Source organism: Lacibacter sp. H375, assembly GCF_037892425.1.
GTDB lineage: Bacteria > Bacteroidota > Bacteroidia > Chitinophagales > Chitinophagaceae > Lacibacter.
Genome location: NZ_JBBKTT010000001.1, coordinates 2,324,876 through 2,347,061, shown reverse-complemented (window position 1 = coordinate 2,347,061; position 22,186 = coordinate 2,324,876). Strand labels below are relative to the sequence as shown.

19 protein-coding genes are annotated in these 22,186 nt (G+C 40.1%); 13 read left to right on the top strand and 6 right to left on the bottom strand.

Going from position 1 to position 22,186, the window contains the following annotated elements:
* Positions 1 to 132: 132 nt before the first annotated feature.
* The 9 genes from WG954_RS10385 to WG954_RS10345 all read left to right on the top strand — a co-directional run bounded on the left by WG954_RS10385 (position 133) and on the right by WG954_RS10345 (position 9,445).
* Positions 133 to 2,520 carry a heavy metal translocating P-type ATPase gene (locus tag WG954_RS10385; protein ID WP_340436178.1) on the top strand — a complete coding sequence of 796 codons (2,388 nt, stop codon included), beginning with the start codon at positions 133 to 135 and terminating at the stop codon, positions 2,518 to 2,520.
* A 109-nt stretch (positions 2,521 to 2,629) separates the two neighbouring features.
* Complete coding sequence (gene ccoS / locus WG954_RS10380) at positions 2,630 to 2,824, top strand: cbb3-type cytochrome oxidase assembly protein CcoS (RefSeq protein WP_340436177.1); 195 nt, start codon at positions 2,630 to 2,632, stop codon at positions 2,822 to 2,824.
* Positions 2,825 to 2,837: 13 nt separating this feature from the next.
* The gene (ccoN, locus tag WG954_RS10375; RefSeq protein WP_340436176.1) at positions 2,838 to 4,970 is read left to right on the top strand and encodes a cytochrome-c oxidase, cbb3-type subunit I; all 2,133 of its coding nucleotides are present in this window, start codon (positions 2,838 to 2,840) and stop codon (positions 4,968 to 4,970) included.
* Positions 4,971 to 4,993: 23 nt separating this feature from the next.
* Complete coding sequence (locus tag WG954_RS10370; RefSeq protein WP_182804710.1) at positions 4,994 to 5,152, top strand: CcoQ/FixQ family Cbb3-type cytochrome c oxidase assembly chaperone; 159 nt, start codon at positions 4,994 to 4,996, stop codon at positions 5,150 to 5,152.
* Positions 5,153 to 5,170: 18 nt separating this feature from the next.
* The gene (locus WG954_RS10365; protein ID WP_340436171.1) at positions 5,171 to 6,346 is read left to right on the top strand and encodes a cbb3-type cytochrome c oxidase N-terminal domain-containing protein; all 1,176 of its coding nucleotides are present in this window, start codon (positions 5,171 to 5,173) and stop codon (positions 6,344 to 6,346) included.
* Positions 6,347 to 6,358: 12 nt separating this feature from the next.
* Positions 6,359 to 7,777 (top strand): cytochrome c oxidase accessory protein CcoG, encoded by a 1,419-nt coding sequence (ccoG, locus tag WG954_RS10360; protein ID WP_340436169.1) that lies wholly within the window; start codon positions 6,359 to 6,361, stop codon positions 7,775 to 7,777.
* Between the two features lie 10 nt (positions 7,778 to 7,787).
* A complete protein-coding gene (locus WG954_RS10355) occupies positions 7,788 to 8,231 on the top strand; it encodes a FixH family protein (RefSeq protein WP_340436167.1) in 444 nt (147 codons plus the stop codon).
* On the top strand, positions 8,228 to 8,935 hold the full coding sequence (locus WG954_RS10350; RefSeq protein WP_340436166.1) for a sulfite exporter TauE/SafE family protein: 708 nt from the start codon (positions 8,228 to 8,230) through the stop codon (positions 8,933 to 8,935). Before WG954_RS10355 ends, WG954_RS10350 begins: the two co-directional genes overlap by 4 nt.
* A 114-nt stretch (positions 8,936 to 9,049) precedes the next feature.
* Positions 9,050 to 9,445: a hypothetical protein gene (locus WG954_RS10345; protein ID WP_340436165.1), complete on the top strand. Its 396-nt coding sequence runs from the start codon at positions 9,050 to 9,052 to the stop codon at positions 9,443 to 9,445.
* A 76-nt stretch (positions 9,446 to 9,521) separates the two neighbouring features.
* Here the strand turns inward: WG954_RS10345 and WG954_RS10340 are convergent, their stop codons facing one another.
* Positions 9,522 to 10,577: a response regulator gene (locus tag WG954_RS10340; protein WP_340436164.1), complete on the bottom strand. Its 1,056-nt coding sequence runs from the start codon at positions 10,575 to 10,577 to the stop codon at positions 9,522 to 9,524.
* Positions 10,578 to 10,622: 45 nt separating this feature from the next.
* Positions 10,623 to 11,843, bottom strand: a complete 1,221-nt coding sequence (locus tag WG954_RS10335; protein WP_340436162.1) for a PAS domain-containing sensor histidine kinase — start codon at positions 11,841 to 11,843, stop codon at positions 10,623 to 10,625.
* A 274-nt stretch (positions 11,844 to 12,117) separates the two neighbouring features.
* Between WG954_RS10335 and WG954_RS10330 the strand changes: the two genes are divergently transcribed.
* From WG954_RS10330 to WG954_RS10320, 3 genes are all read left to right on the top strand, one after another.
* Positions 12,118 to 13,314, top strand: a complete 1,197-nt coding sequence (locus WG954_RS10330) for a DUF2130 domain-containing protein (protein WP_340436161.1) — start codon at positions 12,118 to 12,120, stop codon at positions 13,312 to 13,314.
* Between the two features lie 2 nt (positions 13,315 to 13,316).
* The gene (locus WG954_RS10325) at positions 13,317 to 14,369 is read left to right on the top strand and encodes a zinc-dependent peptidase (protein ID WP_340436159.1); all 1,053 of its coding nucleotides are present in this window, start codon (positions 13,317 to 13,319) and stop codon (positions 14,367 to 14,369) included.
* 232 nt (positions 14,370 to 14,601) lie between these two features.
* A complete protein-coding gene (locus WG954_RS10320; protein ID WP_340436158.1) occupies positions 14,602 to 15,078 on the top strand; it encodes a hypothetical protein in 477 nt (158 codons plus the stop codon).
* Positions 15,079 to 15,126: 48 nt separating this feature from the next.
* On the opposite strand, the gene WG954_RS10315 is transcribed toward WG954_RS10320, so the two are convergent.
* The 3 genes from WG954_RS10315 to WG954_RS10305 all read right to left on the bottom strand — a co-directional run bounded on the left by WG954_RS10315 (position 15,127) and on the right by WG954_RS10305 (position 18,255).
* Entirely contained in the window at positions 15,127 to 16,638 is a 1,512-nt protein-coding gene (locus WG954_RS10315) for a magnesium chelatase ATPase subunit I (RefSeq protein ID WP_340436156.1), read from the bottom strand.
* A 13-nt stretch (positions 16,639 to 16,651) separates the two neighbouring features.
* Complete coding sequence (locus tag WG954_RS10310) at positions 16,652 to 17,065, bottom strand: GxxExxY protein (protein ID WP_340436155.1); 414 nt, start codon at positions 17,063 to 17,065, stop codon at positions 16,652 to 16,654.
* Between the two features lie 92 nt (positions 17,066 to 17,157).
* Complete coding sequence (locus WG954_RS10305) at positions 17,158 to 18,255, bottom strand: vWA domain-containing protein (RefSeq protein WP_340436153.1); 1,098 nt, start codon at positions 18,253 to 18,255, stop codon at positions 17,158 to 17,160.
* 141 nt (positions 18,256 to 18,396) lie between these two features.
* Between WG954_RS10305 and WG954_RS10300 the strand changes: the two genes are divergently transcribed.
* A complete protein-coding gene (locus WG954_RS10300; protein WP_340436151.1) occupies positions 18,397 to 19,017 on the top strand; it encodes a hypothetical protein in 621 nt (206 codons plus the stop codon).
* 38 nt (positions 19,018 to 19,055) lie between these two features.
* Here the strand turns inward: WG954_RS10300 and WG954_RS10295 are convergent, their stop codons facing one another.
* On the bottom strand, positions 19,056 to 22,145 hold the full coding sequence (locus WG954_RS10295) for a protein O-mannosyl-transferase family (protein ID WP_340436149.1): 3,090 nt from the start codon (positions 22,143 to 22,145) through the stop codon (positions 19,056 to 19,058).
* Positions 22,146 to 22,186 lie beyond the last annotated feature (41 nt).

Sequence of the window (22,186 nt, the reverse complement as noted above, 5' to 3'; positions counted from 1 at the left end):
TGGTGGGATTGTAACCCGGGCCCTGTCGCAATAGATTTGTGGCAGGGCTTTTTTGCAGATGAGCACCATCAGTTCGTTTTCTGATATTGGTCAGATAGCAGCAAAGAGCCCCGTTTTAATTTGCAGCCTGTTATGAACACGTCTGTAAAGCCAACGGTGAAATGCTATCATTGTGGTGATGAATGCATCAACGAAACCATTCAACTCGCCGACAAAAATTTTTGTTGCCAGGGTTGTAAAACCGTGTACCAGGTGCTCAACCAGAGTGATCTCTGCGATTATTATGAACTGAATCAAAACCCCGGCACCAGCCAACGCATAACAGTACGTAAAGACAAATTCTCTTTTTTAGATGATGAAAAGATCGAGCAGCAACTCATCTCCTTCCGCAATACTGAGCAAACGCATGTAACCTTTTATTTACCACAGATCCATTGCAGCTCCTGCTTATGGCTGTTGGAAAATCTGCACAGGTTAAATGCAGCTGTTATTTCTTCACGTGTAAATTTCACCCGTAAAGAAGTAGCAATAGTGTTTGATCACCGCAGCACATCTTTACGCAGCGTTGCAGAATTATTGACAAGTATTGGTTACGAACCCTACATCAGCCTGCAAAACCTGCAACAAGCAAAACCAAGAATTCAACGCAGCCTCATCTACCAATTGGGTGTGGCGGGTTTTTGTTTTGCCAACATCATGCTAATGAGTTTTCCTGAATACCTGGGTTTGGAGGAAGCAGAGAAGAGTATGCAATCGCTGTTCAGGTATTTCAATCTCATTTTAGCGATCCCCGTCTTTCTTTACAGCTCTCTCCCGTTCTATAAAAGTGCTTGGGGAAGTTTAAAACACAAATACCTCAACATTGATGCACCTATTGCATTAGCCATCATTATGACCTTTGGCAGAAGTTTATACGAAGTATTGAGCAATACAGGTGGTGGTTATTTCGATTCAATGAGCGGTATTGTTTTCTTTATGCTTGTTGGTCGTGTATTACAGGAAAAAACTTATCAGCAATTATCGTTCGAACGTGATTATACTTCTTACTTCCCGATTGCTGTTACTATTTTAAAAGATAAAAAAGAAATTCCCACTGCATTGCCTGAAATAAAAGCAGGTGATACTATTCTTATTCACAATGAAGAATTAATTCCAGTTGATGGCTTACTCACTAAAGGCAAAGCATTTATTGATTATAGTTTTGTTACCGGTGAATCGTTGCCTGTATTAAAAGACATGGGTGAATTGTTATATGCAGGTGGCAAACAAACCGGCAGTAACATTGAATTGCTGGTGATGAAAGAAGTATCGCAGAGTTATCTTACACGTTTATGGAACAATGGTGAAAAAACAAAACCGGAGAAAACTTCTTTTGTTGATGGACTGAGCCGCTATTTTACCTGGATCGTTTTTGCGTTGGCCGCCGCAGGCGCTTTATATTGGAGTTTTCAGGACGCTGGTAAAGCATGGAATGTTGTAACTACTATTTTAATTGTGGCATGTCCTTGTGCTTTGTTACTCAGCAACAGTTTTACCAATGGAAATGTGTTACGCATCCTCAGCAAAAACAAACTGTATCTGCGTAATGCACAAACTATTGAAGAAATGGCGAAGGCTACACATTTGGTGTTCGATAAAACAGGCACACTCACTACAACAGAAGAACAAGACATTCAGTACATCGGCGAACCTTTCAGTGATGAAATTGCAGGAAGTATTGCCGCAGTAGCAGCACAAAGCACACACCCATTGAGTAAGTTGCTGGCAAAAGAATTACGCAACAACGAAACCTATGAAGTAAGACAGTTTAGTGAAACAACGGGAAGAGGTATCAGTGGCATTGTTAATCACCGCATCATTACACTTGGCTCTGCTGAATTTGTAACAGGTGAAGAAGTAACGGTGTTCAATGGAAGTTCTGTGTATGTTTCTGTTGATGGAATACTGCTCGGCCATTTCAGTATACGTAATCATTACCGTCCTTCCATTTTTAAACAGATCAGCGAACTGCGGAAACAATACCGTATCTCTATTCTCTCAGGCGATAACGAAAGCGAACGATTGAACCTGCAGCAGGAACTTGGCATGGATGTAAAATTATTCTTCAACCAACATCCACACGACAAGCTCAATTACATCAAAGAACTGCAACAGAAAGGCCAGAAAGTAATTATGATCGGCGATGGGTTGAACGATGCCGGTGCATTAAAACAAAGCGATGCAGGTATTGCCGTAACTGAAAGTACCAACAACTTTACTCCTGCCAGTGATGGTATTCTTGAAGCTGACCGTTTGAAACGGCTTTCATCGTACCTGCGTTTTACCAAGGCCAACAAACAGGTAGTGCTCGCCAGCTTTATACTATCGATCGTTTATAATATCATCGGTCTCAGCTTTGCTTTGCAGGGAATTTTATCTCCTCTTGTTGCTGCCATCCTCATGCCCTCCAGCTCTATCAGTATTATCCTCTTAACCTTCGGCGCATCATCTCTTTATGCCCGTTCGCTGAAACTGGATTGAAAAACTGACAGAGATCAGGGTCGATTTGATGAAAGTCAACCATTTGTCTGACCATTATCAGCTCCTGTGCTTCCCACTCAAAATAGTTTTACAGCCGAAATAAGAGCATATGAGTGTCATCATTTTATTATTGATCGCCAGTATATCGGTAGCCGCTATTTTTCTCGGCGCTTTTTTATGGAGTGTAAAAAACGGGCAGTACGATGATGAAACTTCACCACCAATGCGCATTTTATTCGATGGCAACTCGCCTGTAAAAACAGGAGCGTCCAAAACAGAAACAACGAACAACTCAAAACCATAGATAAACTGAAATTATGCAACTAGAAAAATTTTACTACGACAACAAGATCGTAAAATACTTTGCCAATGCAACAGCCATCTGGGGATTGGTAGGTATGCTTGCAGGTTTATGGGCAGCTATCCAGATCTATATGCCGGCAGCATCGCTCGATTATGCAGGCACTACGTTTGGCCGTCTTCGCCCCATTCATACCAACGCTGTCATTTTTGCCTTTGTTGGTAACTGTATGTTTACCGGAATCTACTATTCACTTCAACGCTTGTGTAAAGCAAGAATGTTCAGCGATAAATTAAGCTGGATCCATTTCTGGGGATGGCAATCAATTATTGTTGTTGCCGCTATTACCTTATTCCTTGGTTACACAACAGGTAAAGAATATGCAGAGCTTGAATGGCCTGTTGACATTATGATCACGTTGGTGTGGGTTGTGTTTGGTATAAATATGTTCGGCACTATTTTCAAGAGAAGAGAAAGTCATTTATATGTAGCCATCTGGTTCTACATCGCTACCTGGATCACTGTTGCAATGCTCCACATTGTGAACTCATTTGAAATTCCTGTTTCACTTTTCAAAAGCTACAGCTGGTATGCAGGTGTGCAGGATGCTTTGGTACAATGGTGGTATGGCCACAATGCCGTTGCTTTCTTTTTAACAACGCCCATTCTTGGTTTGATGTATTATTTCTTACCAAAAGCTGCTAACAGACCTGTTTACTCGTATCGTTTATCCATCATCCACTTCTGGGCGCTCATATTTATATATATATGGGCAGGCCCTCACCATTTGCTGTATACCGCCCTGCCTGACTGGGCACAATCACTTGGCGTTGTTTTCAGCGTAATGCTGATTGCTCCCAGTTGGGGCGGTATGCTCAATGGTTTATTTACACTGCGTGGTGCATGGGATAAAGTTCGTGAAGAACCGGTGTTGAAATTCTTTGTTGTTGCTGTTACCTGTTATGGTATGGCAACGTTCGAAGGACCAATGCTCAGTTTAAAAAGTGTGAACGCTATTGCACACTTTACTGACTGGATCGTTGGCCACGTACACATTGGTGGTTTAGGATGGAATGGCTTTATGGCGTTTGGTATGTTGTACTGGCTTGTACCAAAAATGTGGGGCACAAGTCTTTATTCAAAAAAACTTGCCAACAACCATTTCTGGTTAGGAACAATTGGTATTGTTATCTACGCAGTGCCTTTATACTGGGCAGGTTTTGCCCAGGCAGAAATGTGGAAGACGTTTACAGAATCAGGTCAATTGAAATTCCAGTTCTTAGAAACGGTTACCAACATCATCCCCATGTACATTACACGTAGTGTAGGCGGCACGCTTTATCTCATTGGTGCGTTCATGATGGTGTACAACTTATATAAAACAGCGAAGCAAGGTTCATTCATTGCCAATGAAGAAGCAGAAGCTGCTCCGTTAGTAAAACCTGAATCGCATGTAAAAGAACATTGGCATCGCTGGATCGAAAGAAGACCGGCAACATTATTAGTCTTCAGTTTGATCGTGGTGGCTATTGGTGGTATTCTTGAAATTGTTCCAACCTTCCTCATAAAATCAAACGTACCAACTATTACAAGTGTAAAACCATACACAGCTTTAGAATTACAGGGTCGTGATATTTATATACGTGAGGGTTGTTATACCTGTCACTCACAAATGATCCGTCCGTTCCGTGATGAAGTGGCCCGTTATGGCGAATACTCCAAAGCAGGAGAGTTTGTGTATGATCATCCGTTCCAGTGGGGAAGCAAACGTACAGGACCGGATCTTGCACGTGTTGGTGGAAAATATCCTGACAGCTGGCATTACAATCACATGATGGAGCCATCATTAATGTCGCCCGGTTCTATTATGCCACGCTATGGCTGGTTACTCGATAATAATGTCGATACAGCTTCAACACCTGCCAAAATAAGAGCCATGCAAACACTTGGTGTTCCTTATGCAAAAGGTTATGATCAGCAGGCAAATAAAGATCTGATGACACAGGCCAACAGCATCCGCATCAGTTTAAAAATGGATAAGATTGAAACACCTGCAAACAAAGAGATCGTTGCATTGATCGCTTATTTGCAACGATTAGGTAAAGACATTAAGGCCGAGAAGAAAACAGAAACAGCATTAGCTGATTGATTCAAACACGTAAAAACAGTAATATGAAATTTATCAACTATCTCGAAAAGATCAGCAACGTAAGTTTTTACGGATTGACTTCTTTTCTCATCTTCTTCATTTTTTTCTGCGCCGTGTTCATTTATGTATTGCGTGCAAGCAAAAAAGAAATGAATGAATGCAGCCGTATTCCATTAGACTAATAAACTAAACTTAAAGCCATGTTCACATACAGATCAACTTATCTGAAACCATTTTTACGGAAGCTGTTGCTTATGCTGCCGCTGTTAACGGCTGGCGTTGTAGTTACTGCTCAAACAACATCAAGCGCTCCTGCCCCTTCTATTTGGGACAACCCACTTGCATTAACAATGCTGGCTATCATCCTTGTTTTACTACTGGTGATCGCATTATTGGCAAATGTGGTGTTGGGAACTGCCCGTCTTCATTTCGATAAACAAAAGAAAAAAAATAATGCTGCACAAACCATAACAGCTATAGCGTTATTTCTTTTACCAATGATGGCATCAGCACAGGAAACTGCAGAAGCTGCTGCACCTGCAGGTCCAACTTCTATTGGCGGTTTATCAGCTACAACATTCTGGTTGCTCTCTACAGTTATTGCAATAGAGTTCCTGGTAATAATTGTAATGGGATTGTTTGTAAAAAGTTTCCTTGCTAAAGAAAAGGTTACGCTTGCTATCACTGAGGAGAATGCTATTGCAAAACCTTCTTCATTTAAAGTATGGTGGGATAAGCTCAACAGCTTTAAACCAATGGAACAGGAAGCTGATATTGATCTTGGGCATGACTATGATGGTATACGTGAGCTTGACAATCGAATGCCACCTTGGTGGATCTATGGTTTTTATGTAACCATTATTGTTGCAGGTATTTACTTATGGCGTTATCATATTGCTGAAACAGCTCCGCTCAGCAAGCAGGAATTTGAAATTGCCATGAAACATGCTGAAGAAGAGAAAGCAGCTTACCTGGCAAAAGCGGCAAATAATATTGACGAGAACACTGTTACACTCATTACCGACAAAGCAGCCATTGATGCAGGTAAAAATAATTTCGTTCAGATGTGTGCTGCATGTCACGGCAAATCGGGCGAAGGAATTGTGGGACCAAACTTAACTGATGATTACTGGTTGAATGGTGGCAGCATAAAAGATATTTTCAAAACCATTAAATACGGTCGTCCTGAAAAGGGAATGAAGAGCTGGCAGGATGATTATTCGCCTGTGCAAATTGCACAACTGGCAAGTTTTATTAAATCACTACATGGCACGAATCCGCCAAACGCAAAAGACAAACAAGGTGATTTGTACAAAGAAGACGCTGCTCCCGCACAGGATTCAGCAACAGCAAAGAAAGACGTGGCTAGTAACTGATGAATGACATACATGAATACCGAAGGCAACATACAAACACAAACAAACAAAGAATCTTTCCGTGACACGCTTGCGACAATAGATGCACAGGGGAAACGGAAATGGATCTTTGCACAAAAACCAAAAGGAAAATTTTACAGTATACGTACTTATGTAAGTTTCGTTTTCTTTCTGCTGTTTGTATCACTTCCGTTTATTCAAATGAATGGACGACCATTGTTCCTGTTCAATATTCCGCAGGCGAAGTTTATTCTGTTTGGAAAGGTTTTCTGGCCACAGGATTTTTTCATCTTCGGTATTATCATGATCACATTCATTGTGTTCATTGTATTGTTTACTTCTGCGTTCGGTCGTTTGTTCTGCGGCTGGGTTTGTCCGCAAACCATTTTCATGGAAATGCTTTTCCGTAAACTGGAGTATGCAATCGAAGGTAGTGCAGCCAAACAAAAAATAATGGCTGCCGGCCCATGGACAACCGAAAAGATCGTTCGCAAAACAAGCAAACATGTAGTATTCTATTTGCTGGCGTTCATTATTGCAAATTTATTCCTTGCCTATATCATTGGTGTGGAGGAATTATGGGCTATGATGAAACATCCTGATGCTAACGTTGGCACCATTGCGGCACTTCTGGTTTTTTCATCAGTGTTCTATGCAGTGTATGCATTTTTCCGTGAGCAGGCCTGCACTGTTGTTTGTCCTTACGGACGCTTACAAGGTGTATTACTTGATAAAAACTCAATGGTTGTAGCATATGATTACAAGCGTGGGGAAGAACGTAAAAAGATCGATAAAAAAGAAGAACGTACTGCCGGTGATTGTATCGATTGTTTTCAATGTGTGAAGGTATGTCCTACAGGTATTGACATTCGCAACGGCACACAAATGGAATGCGTGGGTTGCACTGCCTGTATTGATGCATGCGATCATATGATGGAAAGTGTGGGTTTCAAAAGAGGGTTGATCCGTTATGCAAGTGAGAACGGCATTGCTAAACATGAAAAGCTGCATTACACACGCCGAATGAAAATGTATACGGGTTTGCTTGCTGTGTTGCTCATTCTGCTCACTACATTGCTGGTTTCACAAAAAGATGTGAAGGCAACTGTGATGCGCACACCGGGATTATTATACCAGGAAAAAGGACAAGACAGTGTATCGAACCTGTACAACATTAAAGTGGTGAACAAAACAATGAATGATATTCCGCTTACAGTAAAATTGGAAGATGGAGATGGGATTGTGCAACTTGTAGGTAAGAATATTAACGTACAAAAAGAAGGTCAGGGATCAGGATCATTCTTTATCACTATTCCAAAGAAACGAATTCAGCAACGTAAAACGGAATTGAAAGTTGGACTATACCAGGGAGATAAACGCATTGTGGTTGTGAAAACAAGTTTTCTCGGGCCACTCTATTCAAACAATTAAACTAAAAACAATGACACTGAATTGGGGACATAAGATAACACTGGCATTTTCTGCTTTTGTTGTGTTTATGTTTGTAATGGTTTACAAAAGCATGAAAACAGATTTCCAGTTGGTGACCAAAGAATATTATAAAGATGAGCTGGCCTACCAGCAGGTGATCGACGGCACTAACCGTGCAAATAAGTTAAGCAGCAGTGTAGAGGTTACACAGTTGAATAATGAGCTTATTATTCAACTGCCGGCAGAGATGAAAGGCAAAACAATAAGTGGCAACATCTGGCTGTATTGCTCTTCTGATGACAAGAAGGATCGCCGACTTGAATTGACGGTTGATGAAAATGGCAAACAGGTGATCGATAGTAAAAACATGATGCCTGCAAATTATTTATTGAAGGTTACCTGGAAGGCAGAAGAATTGAATTATTATAATGAACAACGTTTGGAATTGAAATGATAACAGAAGCAATTACAGGTGGATTGGTCCTGGGTGCATTCAGCAGTCTGCACTGCATAGGAATGTGCGGTCCGTTGGCATTGGCAATGCCTGTACAGCATTTACCTGTGTGGCAGCAACGTGCTGCAGCACTCATGTACAATGCAGGCCGCATTGTTACATATGCATTGTTGGGTTTGTTGTTCGGCATTGTAGGTCGTGGCTTATACCTGGCAGGTTTTCAGCAATGGTTATCCATCATCAGCGGAGCAGTTATACTTGCTTTCATCATTAATTATTATTTCCTGAAAAAAGCCTGGCAACCAAAATGGACATTGAAGTTGCATGGAGCTGTACAACAACTCATGATCAAAACGCTACGTACAGATCGCAAAGGAGGATACCTGTTGCTTGGTATAATGAATGGACTGTTGCCTTGCGGTATGGTGTATGTGGCGCTTGCAGCAGCGTTAAATTTTCGTGAATTGCAACAGAGTGTATTGTTCATGAGTGCCTTTGGTACCGGCACTATTCCGTTAATGTTTTTGTTAAGCATAGCAGGGAGCAGTTTTTCTTTTTCAATACGTGGACGTATTAAAAAAGTTGTTCCTTATTTAATGACCGTGACGGCCGTATTGTTAATACTGCGTGGTATGAACCTTGGAATTCCGTTCATAAGCCCTGTAATGGCAAGCGAACCGGCTACAGCAATACCTTGTCACTAATGCCAAACCGTATGATTAGTATCAGCAGGGCTATTGATAGCAGTTATTTACAAGGGCAGCGGCAAAATTTAGCTTTGCTAAACAGTGTAACTATATTGTTCACTTTGAAATACAATGATCACAATCGTTATGACGCATAATAAAAAATTTACACAATTCCGGCACGAGAGTGATACGTGGAAACGGTACCTGCAATTTATACAGCAGGAAAATAATCATTTAAAGACCCGTCTTTCGCAGGTACTTCAACATGATACGGATGAACAGTTCCTGGAACGTGCTGAATATTTCCAGAGTAAGTTCATTGCCGAAGATGATACAGTGAATATGCTGCGCCAGGATATTCATGAACTGGATAATTTGCTCACAAAAGAAATGGTTGAAGATACAAATACAATTAAAGAATTGCAGAAGAGATTAAAGAAGATGCACAAGGATATGGAAATTGTTGAGCGTCAGTTCAACAAACTGAAATCAGATTTCAATCTTTACCTTACTGAAAGTTTATAGCAGGCAACAAAAAACAAAACAGCATCTGCTGCATTATGCAAACAGATGCTGTTTCTTTTTATACTAAGCCTGAATCTTAATTGATCAGGTTTTCTAATTTCTTCTCGTTAAGAATCACAATATTTCCTTCTTTGATCTCAATTAGTTTTTCTGAACGGAAATCACCTAAAGTTCGGATGAGTGATTCGGTTGCTGTACCGGCTATACTGGCCAGATTTTCCCTGCTGATGTTAATTGAAAAATGACCTTCGCCGGTTTGATATTTTTTCTGCAGACTTATTAATGCATCTGCTACTTTTTTCCGTAATGAATTATACGCAAGACCAAGTAAATGCTCTTCTTTTTCAGCAACATTTTTAGCAAGAAGTTGAATAAATTTTTGTGCGACCTGGCTGTTGCTGTTCATCAGTTCGTCAAAATCTGCTTTCGGGATTATAGCCAGTTCGCTGTCTTCCATGGCTTCGGCCGTTTCTTTGTAAGATCCACCTTCGAGCAATGCAACATACCCAAGAAAATCGCCTTCATTATACAAACCAACCACCAGCTCCTTACCATCGTCGTTGGTTTTAAATGTTTTCACTTTACCTTTTACGATATAAAACAAACGTGCTGCCCGGTTGCCTTCATTGTATACAGTTTGCTTCTTTTTGTATTTGTTAATGTCCCTGTCGGCAGTGAGTGATTCCAATGCATCTTTTGAACCAGTAGCAGCAAGCAGTTTATTTACACCGTCAAGTCCGGAGCTGTATTCTTCTTTCAATAGATCAGCTTTTTTCAACCGCCCCTCAATAGCATTCAGCAATTCAGTACCACTGAATGGCTTGGTGATATAATCATCTGCTCCAAGTTCCATTCCCCGGCGAAGGTCACTTCGTTCAGTCTTTGCCGTTAGAAATATAAAAGGAATATTTTTTACAGTTTCATTCTTATGCAATGTATGTAACACACCATAGCCATCAAGAACAGGCATCATAATATCACAAACGATCAGGTCAGGTTGTTCAGCTAATGCTGTTTCAATGCCTAGTTTACCATTAGCGGCAGTTACCACTTTGTAGTTCGCCAGCTCCAGTATTTCGGCGGTATTCTCCCGTATATCATCATTATCTTCTATTAGCAGAATTTTTTTCATCTGATCGCTTTTATTAAAGGTTAAACTTGATGTGGTGGTATGAAGTTAATGTTGTTTTTTAAAGGTTACGGTAAATTCAGTGCCTTTATCAGTTTCGCTTTTGCATGAAATGTTACCGTTCATCAACTCAGCGTATTTCGATACAATGTGCAAACCTAAACCTGTACCTTGTATATTAATGGCATTTGCGGCTCGAAAAAAACGTTCAAACAAATGCTCCTGGTCATCTTTCGAAATGCCGATGCCACTGTCTTTTATCCTGAACTCGATTTCATTGTCAGTTACGTTGGTATTGAGTTCAATGACAGAGTTTTCCGGAGAGAACTTAATCGCATTTGATAACAAATTTAAACTGATATGTTTAAACATCCCAGGGTCTAGTTCAACTTGCGATTCTCCGGAATGTTTGTAGGCTATCTCCTGCCCCTTTTTACAAACGTTCTGCATTTCGGCTATCGTTTCTGATGTATTCTTTTCTATGTCAAAAATGCTGAAACGTGCCTGAATTTTTCCTTCTTCGATCTTTCCTACATTCAAAAAGTCGTTCAAAATATCAGTAAGCAGGTTTACCGATGAGATGATGCGTTGAATATGCTTCTCACGTTTGGGCTGCTCTTCTGTATTAGTGTACTTCTGTAAAAGATAAACCGACGATAAAACTGTGCTGAGAGGAGTACGAAACTCATGTGATGCCACCGAAACAAATCTTGACTTCAGTTCACCCAATTCTTTCTCTTTACTTAGTGCAGCCATCAGCTCCCTGTCTTTTTCCTCCGTTTCCTGTATCTGCTCATTCAGCTTTTCTACAGTTTCCCTCAATGTAACAGTCCGGTCTTCCACTTTTTTTTCCAGTTCTTCATTCAGCTTCACCAATGCTTGCTCGGCTTGCTTGCGTAGCGTAATGTCATTCACAAATGCCACTACAAACTTGCTCTCATCAACATGGTAGTTGCCGAGGCTGATCTCCACCGGAAATTCTGAACCGTCTTTTTTTATTGCATACAGATCAAGTCCGATACCCATTGGTCTGCTTTTGGGATCGTGCATATAGCCATCCCGATGTTTTTCGTGGCGGTGATGGAAGCGGGAGGGAATGAACAACTCTATTTTTTTTCCTAATACATCATCCCCTTCACTATAACCAAACTGTTGCAGGGCAAATTTATTGATGGTAATTATTTCAGCTGAAGAGTTCACTACAATGATCCCAATACTGGCATGATCAAAAAGCGTTTGAAATAGTTTGGAATCTGCTGTAGACTGCATGGGTTAAAGAAAATAAATAAACTTTGGCCAATCTCTAAGTAATTGCTCCTCACAGCGGTAAAGTTACGATTTCTGCTTCGGTAAAATAAGGGATATTCCTATTTTCTTTCTACCGGGAGATGAGTAATTTGGGTGAAATTGTACCGCCCGATATATCAAATCCCGGGCCGCTGCCCACAAAGCATTTATTGCCGTCGGTTGAAATCACGAAAAGGGCACTTATAGTCATAAAGCTTAGTACGATTAACGTAAACTTGCAAAAAGAAGTGAAAGTATGTCAACCGAAATAAAATGCCCCAATTGTGGTCACGAATTTGAACCAACCGACAGCATCCGTGAAGAGGTGCAGAAAGAACTGCGTGCCAAAATGAGCGAGTGGCAAAAACAGCAACAGCAAAAATTTGATGCGCAGTTGCTTGAAGAAAAAAAGAGAACACAAAAAGAAACAGAAGAATCGTTACGCAAAAGCATTGTATCGGATTTTGAAAACAAACTCCGTTTACTGGAAGAAAATGACAAAAACAACCAGGAAAAACTAAAGCTGGCACGGGCAAAAGAAATTGAATTCCTGAAAAAAGAACAAGCGCTACTTTCAAAAGAACAGGAACTTGATCTGCAACTGCAAAAGATGTTATTAGAAGAACGCAACAAACTGGCTGACATAATTCGAAAAGAAGAAGCAGAAAAAATTTCGTTGCGTGAAACAGAATATCAACTCAAAAACAGAGAGCTGGAAGAAAAATTAGAAGCACAGAAACGACTCGTGGATGAGATGAAACGTAAATCGGAACAAGGCTCTATGCAATTGCAAGGCGAGGCGCAGGAGCTGGAACTGGAAGATTTACTTCGTCAATCATTTCCTTACGATTCCATTGAAGAAGTGGGCAAAGGAGTAAAGGGCGCTGATTGTATGCTATTGGTACGCAACAGGTTCGGACAGGAATGTGGTAAGATCATTTTTGAAAGTAAACGTACCAAAGATTTTTCGGAGCAATGGATCGAGAAATTAAAAGCCGATATGCGCAGCCAAGCGGCCGATATTGCTGTCATTGTTACACAGGCTATGCCGAAAGGACTTGACCGGTTTGGAGAAAAAGATGGAGTGTGGGTGTGCAGCTTTGCAGAAGTAAAAGCGTTAACACATGTGTTGCGTGATAGCATTGTTCGTATTGCGCAGGCTACAACAGGCCAGGAAAACAAAGGAGAAAAAATGCACATGCTGTATGACTATCTCACTGGAAATGAATTTGCCGAACAATGGAAAGCCATTCGTGAAGGTTTTATGAGTATGAAAATTTCTATTCAAAAAGAACGTGATGCAATGGAAAAATTATGGAAGCAACGGGAGAAACAACTAGAGAAAGTATTGCTGAATGCAGCGCACATAAGAGGGTCAGTAGAAGGTATTGCAGGAACCGATGTAAACATTGCATTGCTCGAAGATTCACCTGATTTATTAACTGACGAATAATTATGCCTCGGGATACCGTACCAACCATATTACACTATAAAGATTCCGCTTTCACTGTTTATTCGTTGGAAGAATACAATCAATTGCCCGATTCATTGAAAGGTAGTGTTGAGCAGCAAAACTATGTTGATTCCGTTTACAACGCCTTACAATATATTAATGCGCCTAAAGTATCTGCAGAAGAAGACAGTTCGGGAGAATGGGGGTTTTCAATTGTGATAATGGTTGTTTTCAGCATCATTGCATTTAATATTTATCGCTTAATACGTCAGCTCATCAAAGAACAAAACAGTCCTGTCAATGCAGCCTCGATTGATGCCGATGAAAATGATGAAGTTGAACCAGAACCTACCGTAAGATATCTCATTTACAAGGGAAGTGAGTTAAAATTTACGGATGAGGAGCTACATACGGTGTGCAGGAAATACAATCCCTATTACCAAAAATTAAACGCAGACAAACAGCCCGCTTTTATTGAGCGTGTTCAGGAATTTATTCACAGCAAAGATTTTTATATCTGCTCAGCAAAAGGATACAAAGAAATGCCGATTCTTATATCTGCATCAGCTGTGCAGATCACATTTGGGTTAAAAGATTTCCTGCTTCCGCATTTCTCTAACATCATTATTCATCCTGAAGAATATTTTGCCTACGACCCTTTCCGCATACTGGTTGGTAATGTACAGGGACATTCAATTTCGCTTTCATGGAAACATTTCCTGCAGGATTACCAGAACCCCACCGACGGAAAAAATGTTGGTCTACATGAAATGGCACATGCCCTGCAGGTGCAGTACTTATTCCGTAATCCAAAACGCAGCAATACGTTCAAAGAAGATTTTGAACATTACGATCGTATTGATGATGACGTATTGAATGCAGAAAAAACTAATGACAGGCGGATGTTCGATGAAAATGCATTGCGCAATAAGAATGAATTCTGGGCAACATCTGTTGAACTTTTTTTTGAAAAACCAGTTGAATTAAAAACACAATACCCTGATCTGTACGAAAGTCTCCGCATAGTATTAAACCAGGATACAGCTGCTATGTGAGCTTTATTTTTGCTTTAACATAATTTTCAAATACTGTTCGTCATTGTTACTGCATCTTTGCAACTTTATTTAACGACATAAACCTTATCAATGAATTTCGAACAGCGCCTGCTTTGTTCCCTCTCTTCACGTTTACAGATCCCTGTCTGTAAGAATGAGTTTCAGACATCAATATGTGATTTTTAATTATCAATAATCTTTTTATCTTGTCATCAATTAAACCATTACAAAAATGAAAAAACTAGCATTTGCTACATTGTTTATTGTTTTAGTCTCATCATCCGCTATTGCACAGGCTCCGCAACTTTATGCTGAATTAGGCGGACCAGGTCTTGCCTCCATAAACTTTGACAGTCGTTTTACTAAAAAAGAAACGGGAATCGGAGGTCGCATTGGTTTCGGTGGATTCAGTATTGATGGTACCGGAATACTTTTTGTGCCAGCTGCTGTTAACTACCTGTTTGGTAAAGAAGGTTCTAAAAACTTTTTTGAATTAGGGGCCGGTGTTACTTATGTGAACGGAACAAGCGATGTTGATACTGATAACAATTTCAGTAATGCGTTTGGACATCTTAATCTTGGCTACCGTTATCAACCAGTAGGCAACGGGGTAACATTCAGAGTTGCTATTAATCCGCTTATCTTCTTTGAAGAAGGTGCATTCTGGCCATTGTACGGAGGTGTTTCGATAGGTTATAAATTCAAATAACACCATTGAAATAAAACAAAAAGCCGCAGTAATTACTGCGGCTTTTTGTTAATTAAAATCTTCTCCATCGAAATCTTCCTCTTCATCTCCCCTGTTTGTATTAAGATTGATGATGCTGCCCATGAGATCACTGAATTCGATTTTTCCTTCCACCACTTTTTTGCTGATCACTGAATAAGCAGACAATCCATGCAAAACGAACTCCATCAGTAAGGCTGTTTGTTTTTCATTGGCCCCTTTGAAATATTTTTTCACCAATGGATACAAACCATCAACACTGTACAATTGCTGGATCTTTTCTTCGTCTTTAGTGTTCATCAACAGCGTTAACTGGTTGCCTTTATCAAACCAATTGCTGATAGATTTATAAGGATTATCAGCCGATGTTTCCTGTTTTCGTTTTTTCAATTGTTCAGGATTAGGAAAATATTGAAGAAACTGTGTGCGGATTGCTTTATCCAATAAATGAAACGCTACCTGGTAAGGACCTTCCTGCTCTCCTTCATATACCAATTCAATCTTACCGGTGATAGATGGAATAACACCAATGAGATCACTCATCCACACCTGTGTGCTTTTTTCTTTATTCTGAATGGCACGAAGTTCTGCTGTACTCACTGCATTTTCATAAGCAGAAATAGTAAGCCTTGCACTTACACCACTCTTTTTATCAACATACTCGCTACCTCGTGCTTCAAACGCAACTTGCTCAATAATGCGTTTCATCAAATCACTTATATCCACTCTCTTTGCCTGATCAGGATGCACTGCAGCTTCCTGTTCAGTAATAGCTAATGCCGTTTCAATTGTTTTAGGATAGTGCGTGAGTATCTGGCTTTCGATACGATCTTTTAAAGGAGTTACAATCGAACCACGATTGGTATAATCTTCAGGGTTTGCTGTAAACACAAATAGAATATCAAGCGGCAAACGTAATTTAAAACCACGTATCTGCACATCACCTTCTTCTAAAATATTGAACAATGACACCTGGATGCGGGCCTGCAGATCAGGAATTTCATTGATCACAAATACAGAGCGATTGCTGCGTGGGATGATGCCGTAGTGTATCACACGTTCATCGGCAAAACTTAATTTCAGGTTTGCTGCTTTAATAGGATCAATATCACCAATGAGATCGGCTACACTTACATCTGGTGTAGCCAGTTTTTCACCATAGCGTTGCGAACGATGAATCCAAGCGATGGGAGTAGCATCGCCTTTCTCAGCAATCAATTCTTTTGCATAATGAGAAATAGGATTGAACGGATCATCATTTACTTCACTGCCTGCCACTACCGGAATATGTTCATCGAGCAACTCCGTCATCAATCTTGCCATTCTTGTTTTTGCCTGGCCGCGTAAACCAAGAAACAAAATGTTATGCCGGCTGAGTAGCGCACGCTCTACATCAGGAATTACGGAGTCTTCATAACCCAATATGCCGTGAAATACATTTTCGTTTTGCTGAAGTTTTGCAATTAAATTTTGACGTACTTCCTCTTTGATGCTTTTCGATTTGTAACCACTTTTTTTTAATTCGCCTAAAGTCTGAACCATGATTTGGGTGGATTTATTGATTTAATAGATTATTGTTTGATCTAAACTTATTGTTCTCAAGCCGCTTAAATTGAAGGCTCGCACTTCCGAAATTTATCAGCAGGCCAACTTGCATATTATATGCTTCCAGATAATTCTTTGCTTGTGCCAAGTGAACATTTTCCAATTGTATCATTGCTTTTAACTCTACCATTATTTTCTCTTCTACAAAAAAATCAACTCTTCGTAGCCCGATTTCTCTTCCCTTATAATAAATAGGCATTTCAAATTCACGTTTAAAATGAACGCCCATTTCTTCCATTTCAATTTCCATTGCTCGTTGATAAATCAATTCTTGAAAACCGTTGCCAAGTGCAGCATGTACTTTCATTGAAGCACCTATGATTTTCTCAGTTATTTCTTTAAACTTATAATCAGGTTTTTCCATAAGCTGCTTTGTTGTATATGAAACATTAAGTCAATATTCAACTCCATCCCATTTCTGCTAAATCAGAAAATCTACCCAAATCATGGTTCAGACTAATACACCGTCTTTCGCTTGCCGCTTTCAAAATCCTTAAAAATAAATGCACCTAGTTTATCCAATGATGCAAAGAAAGCTTTACCATGATTGGTTTCAGTAAACTCCTGTACAAACTTTTGCAGATAAGGATCGGTTGCTATCATAAATGTTGTGATAGGTATTTTCAATTTTTTACATTGTGCTGCAAGGTTGATACAACGGTTCACTACTTTCCGATCTAAGCCAAAACTGTTCTTATAATATTTCTTACCGATCTTCAAACAGGTTGGTTTCCCATCAGTGATCATGAATATCTGCTTGTTGGGATTTTTTCTTCGACGAAGAATTTCCATCGCCAGTTCCAAACCCGCAACAGTGTTGGTATGATATGGGCCTACTTGTAAATACGGAAGATCTTTCACTTCAATCGTCCATGCATCATTACCAAATACTACAATATCCAGTGTATCCTTCGGATATTTTGTTTGAATGAGTTCACTCAAAGCCATCGCCACTTTCTTTGCAGGTGTAATACGGTCTTCACCATACAGGATCATCGAGTGTGATATATCAATCATCAACACTGTTGATGTTTGTGTTTTGAAATCCGTTTCACGAATCTCCAGGTCATCTTCACGCATCATAAAACTGTCAATGCCATGATTGATCTGTGCATTACGGATGGAGTTGGTGAAATCGATCTGCTCTAATGTGTCACCAAACTGAAACGGTCTTGTTTCAGGATTGATCTCATCTCCCATACCCGGTTTAAATGTTTGATGATTCCCTTGCTTGGTTTTCTTCAGTTTACCGAATATTTCTTCAAGCGACTGTTTACGTATGGTCTGTTCTGTTTTTGCTGTAATATTAAACTGACCGGTGATCTGGTTCTCTTCGAGATAGCCTTTCTCTTTCAGTTCTTCAATAAAATCACCCATACCATACTCATCATTCGTGAGTTGAAATTTGCGATCGAGTTGGTTTAACCAATCCATTGCTTCCGTTACATCGCCACTGGTATAAGTCAACAGTTGCGTGAACAGATCAAGCAACTGCTCAAACTTCGACTTACTATTTTGCGACGGATCATATTTCGAGAAAAAGTGTCCAATCATAACTATACAATTTACTTCAAAATCCAATACTACTTTTTGAACCGGAGACGGAAGACAAAAAGATAACAAAAACTGAACCTGAAAAGTTCTTGACAGTTTTTCCGCTGTTTTCTTATTTTACCGTCTGAAAACACACGATTCATGCAAAGGCTTACCAATTTTGTCATCTTTTTCTGCCTCATTTTGTTTCTAACCAGCTCCTGTAGTCAGCCAAAATTGCTGTTGAAACCTGCAGCAACGTTCGACACGCTGCATCTTGAACTTGACTTAAACATTGTTCAGCAATACGAATACAAACAGGCTTTGCTGCAAAAAATGAAAAAGTTCACCGAGGTATATAACACCGAAGACCATCCATTTAAACTGGCGCTTAATAGTGGCTCAACAACTAGTAACTGCAACATAAAAATTGTGCGGGTGAAATTTATTGGTCGTAAAGAAAATATTATTGGCACGGCTATTAGTGTAGTGGGGCTTGGTACTGCCGCTACATTAATTGCAACAGGATTTCCGGTGCCTGTTGGCTGGGTTCATATACCGAGTGCAAAAACAAGTGTACAGCCGGGATTAAGTAAAGACATCAGCGATCTCTCAACCTTTCAACGTGTTTCAATTAATTCAACAGGCATGTATCGCTCATTAGACAAACAGATCGACCGTCAAAGCACAAAGGTTGTAAAGTATGTTGTGTCAGTTGTGCAAAGTGTGGAGAAAGAATACCGGAAGAATAAAAATTTACCAGAACCAGCCAAGACTAAATAAAAAACTAACCCCGGCTAATTGCCGGGGTTAGTTTTTTATTATTTCTGCGTATCTGTTGTGTTTTTGATTGTCTGAGGAACTTCCTTACTCTGTAATGTATCAGAGCCAGGTTTTATCCCCTGCACAAATTCTTTCAGTGCATTGTCGATACCCTGTACTAATTGTTTTGCAACCTGGTATTCATATTCTGAAGGTGTTGTGCCTTCACCACCAACATATGATTCATAAAATGCCATTTGCTGCTGCAAATCTTTCTTTACACTTTCCATGATACGTTTGCCTAATTCAATATCACCTGCCTGGAAAGCTGTCATTGCAAAATAGAAACTCTTTTCATTATGATCATTACCATAACGTGATGCAAGTGCATATGGCACGTTCTTGTCTTTGATCATCTGGTCTGCACGTTGTAACACTTTCTTCGCATCATCTTTACGTCCTGCAGCGATAAGATTCATTGCAAGCATGGTATGTGCATTACGGATGTTCACCATGTGCCTGCGGTTTTCTTCATCAAAATAAACTTCATTCTTATCTGCACCGCCATATTTGAATTTGTTCATGATCTTATCAAACATCCAATCCATATTGGCTGTTCCTCTTGCATTTGCAACAGGAACAAGGCGATAGGTTAACCCATCCTGGCGGAGATAATCATCAAAGCCTAATTGATAAGGTTGCGTGAAATAGATCGGACGTTTCCAGTTATTAGCAGCAATGATGTTGAGAATAGCTGCATCATTTTTAAACAAGTAACTTTTGCCTACCTGGAAACGAAGTTCATTCAGCACACTGTCTTTTGCTGTAACCGTTCCGTTCTGGCGAACAACGTTTCCATCAACCGGTACTTTAAAACGCTGGCTGTAGAAGTAGTTAAGCATTTCACCACCTTGTGAACGATACATTTTATTATCGGCATCACTACCAACCTGATCTTTCATCATGGTATAGAGATCGTAAAAAGCAGTATCAGTTTGTGAAAGCGGAATGTGATAAGCTACGTTACGTTTATCACCGGCTATTTGTTCTTCACTCCAAATTACATCGATCGGATCACTGTTGTTTACTTTATAACGAAGCTGGTTAATATACCAATCGGTACCAAGCAAGCTTGTGTTGATGACACGAATATCTGGACGGATCCCTTTCACTTCCTGTGCATACCATAATGGATAGGTATCGTTATCACCAACGGTAAACAGGATGGCATTTGGTGCACAGCTTTCGAGATAATTTGTAGCAAGATCAGGAGCAATTGTTTTTTTGCTGCGATCATGATCATCCCAGTTTTGAGAAGCCATTAGAACAGGAACAGCAACAAAACAAAGTGCAGCAGCCACATAAGAACCAACAGCACCTTTTATTAATTTCTCTAACCATTCTTTTACCTGGAAAAATCCAAGACCGATCCAGATAGCAAATGCATAGAAACTTCCTACATAGGCATAGTCACGCTCACGTGGTTGAGGACCTGCCTGGTTGAGATACAACACAATTGCTAAGCCTGTAAAGAAGAATAACAAGCCAACAATCAGTCCGTCTTTTTTATTCTTATTAAATTGATAAAGAATTCCCAGCAATCCAAGAATGAAAGGAAGCAAATAGTATTTGTTATGTGCCTTGTTATTCTTCAAACTGTCGGGCATTAATTTCTGGTTACCCAATCTTGCATTATCAAGCGGAGAAATTCCACTCACCCAATTACTATTTCTTCTTTCACCTAAACCCTGTACATCATTTTGTCTTCCTGCAAAATTCCACATGAAGTAACGGAAGTACATAATGTTTACCTGGTAGCCGAAGAAGAATTTAAAGTTATCGGCCATATCAGGATCACGTTCGTAAGAAATTTTTCCAGTTTGTCGATCCTGGTATTTTCCAATGCCAAGGAACTGTGCATAATAATCGGCATGTCCCTGGTCGTTACTGGCATCCCATACACGTGGAAATATCATTGTTTGTTCAGCAGGGTAAACAGGTTTTCTTTTTTGTCCGGTTACTTCATAACGATCACCCACACGTTGGTAAGCATCCCCTTCATCAGCATACTCTTCTGCTTCTGCTGTAAACTTTTGTCCTTTCAGCAATGGCACATCACCATATTGCTCTCGGCTCAGGTAACTTACCAAAGCCATCGGGTTGTTTACATCGTTCATATCAATGCCGGGGTTGGCATTTGCACGGATCATGGTTGTTACATAAGTAGAAAAACCAATGAGCATAAATGCAAAGCTCCACAAACCTAAACGCAAAAAGCGCCACTGATTTTGTTTGGCATAACGCAAACCAAGCCATATAAGCACTGCTACCAAAGCAAAAAAGAAAATAAATCCGGAAAAGAAAGGCAAACCAAAACTGTTTACAAATAAACGATCGAACCAGCCTGCACTTGAAATACTCCACTGGATCACCGCTTTCTGCACAACACCTGTAATAACGCAACCAATCAGGAAGGCTACTGTACCACCGGTCCATGTTGGTTTATACCTGCGGAAATAATACACCATCACAATGGCAGGAAGTGTAAGAAGGTTCAATAAGTGAACACCAATACTCAATCCCATGATGAAGAAGATAAGTACGATCCAACGTTCAGCAAACGTACGCTTACGGTCATCGTCACCTGCTTTTGCATCTTCATGCTCCCATTTCAGGATCATCCAGAATACAACAGCCGTAAAAAAAGATGATAACGCATATACTTCACCTTCAACAGCACTATACCAGAAAGAATCACTGAATGTGTAGGCCAACGAGCCGATAACACCTGCAGCCATTACAGTAAACAACTGGTTGCCCTGTAACTCTTCATTATTTTTTTGCACCAATCTGCGACCAAAGTGTGTAATGGTCCAGAACAGGAACATGATTGTGAAACCACTTGATAATGCTGACAGCAGGTTTACACCAATAGCGGCATCGCCGGGTGTAAAGAGTGTAAACAAACGACCCAGCATAATAAACAAAGGTGCGCCCGGAGGGTGAGGAATACCTAACTTATAGGCACAGGAAATAAATTCGCCTGTGTCCCACAAACTACCGGTTGGTTCCATCGTTAACACGTACACAGCGCAGGATACAAGACCAATGATCCAGCCTGTAATGTTGTTGAGCTTTTGAAAATTCATATGAAGCTTTGGTTTAGAAATAGCCCGCCCTAACGGGAGGC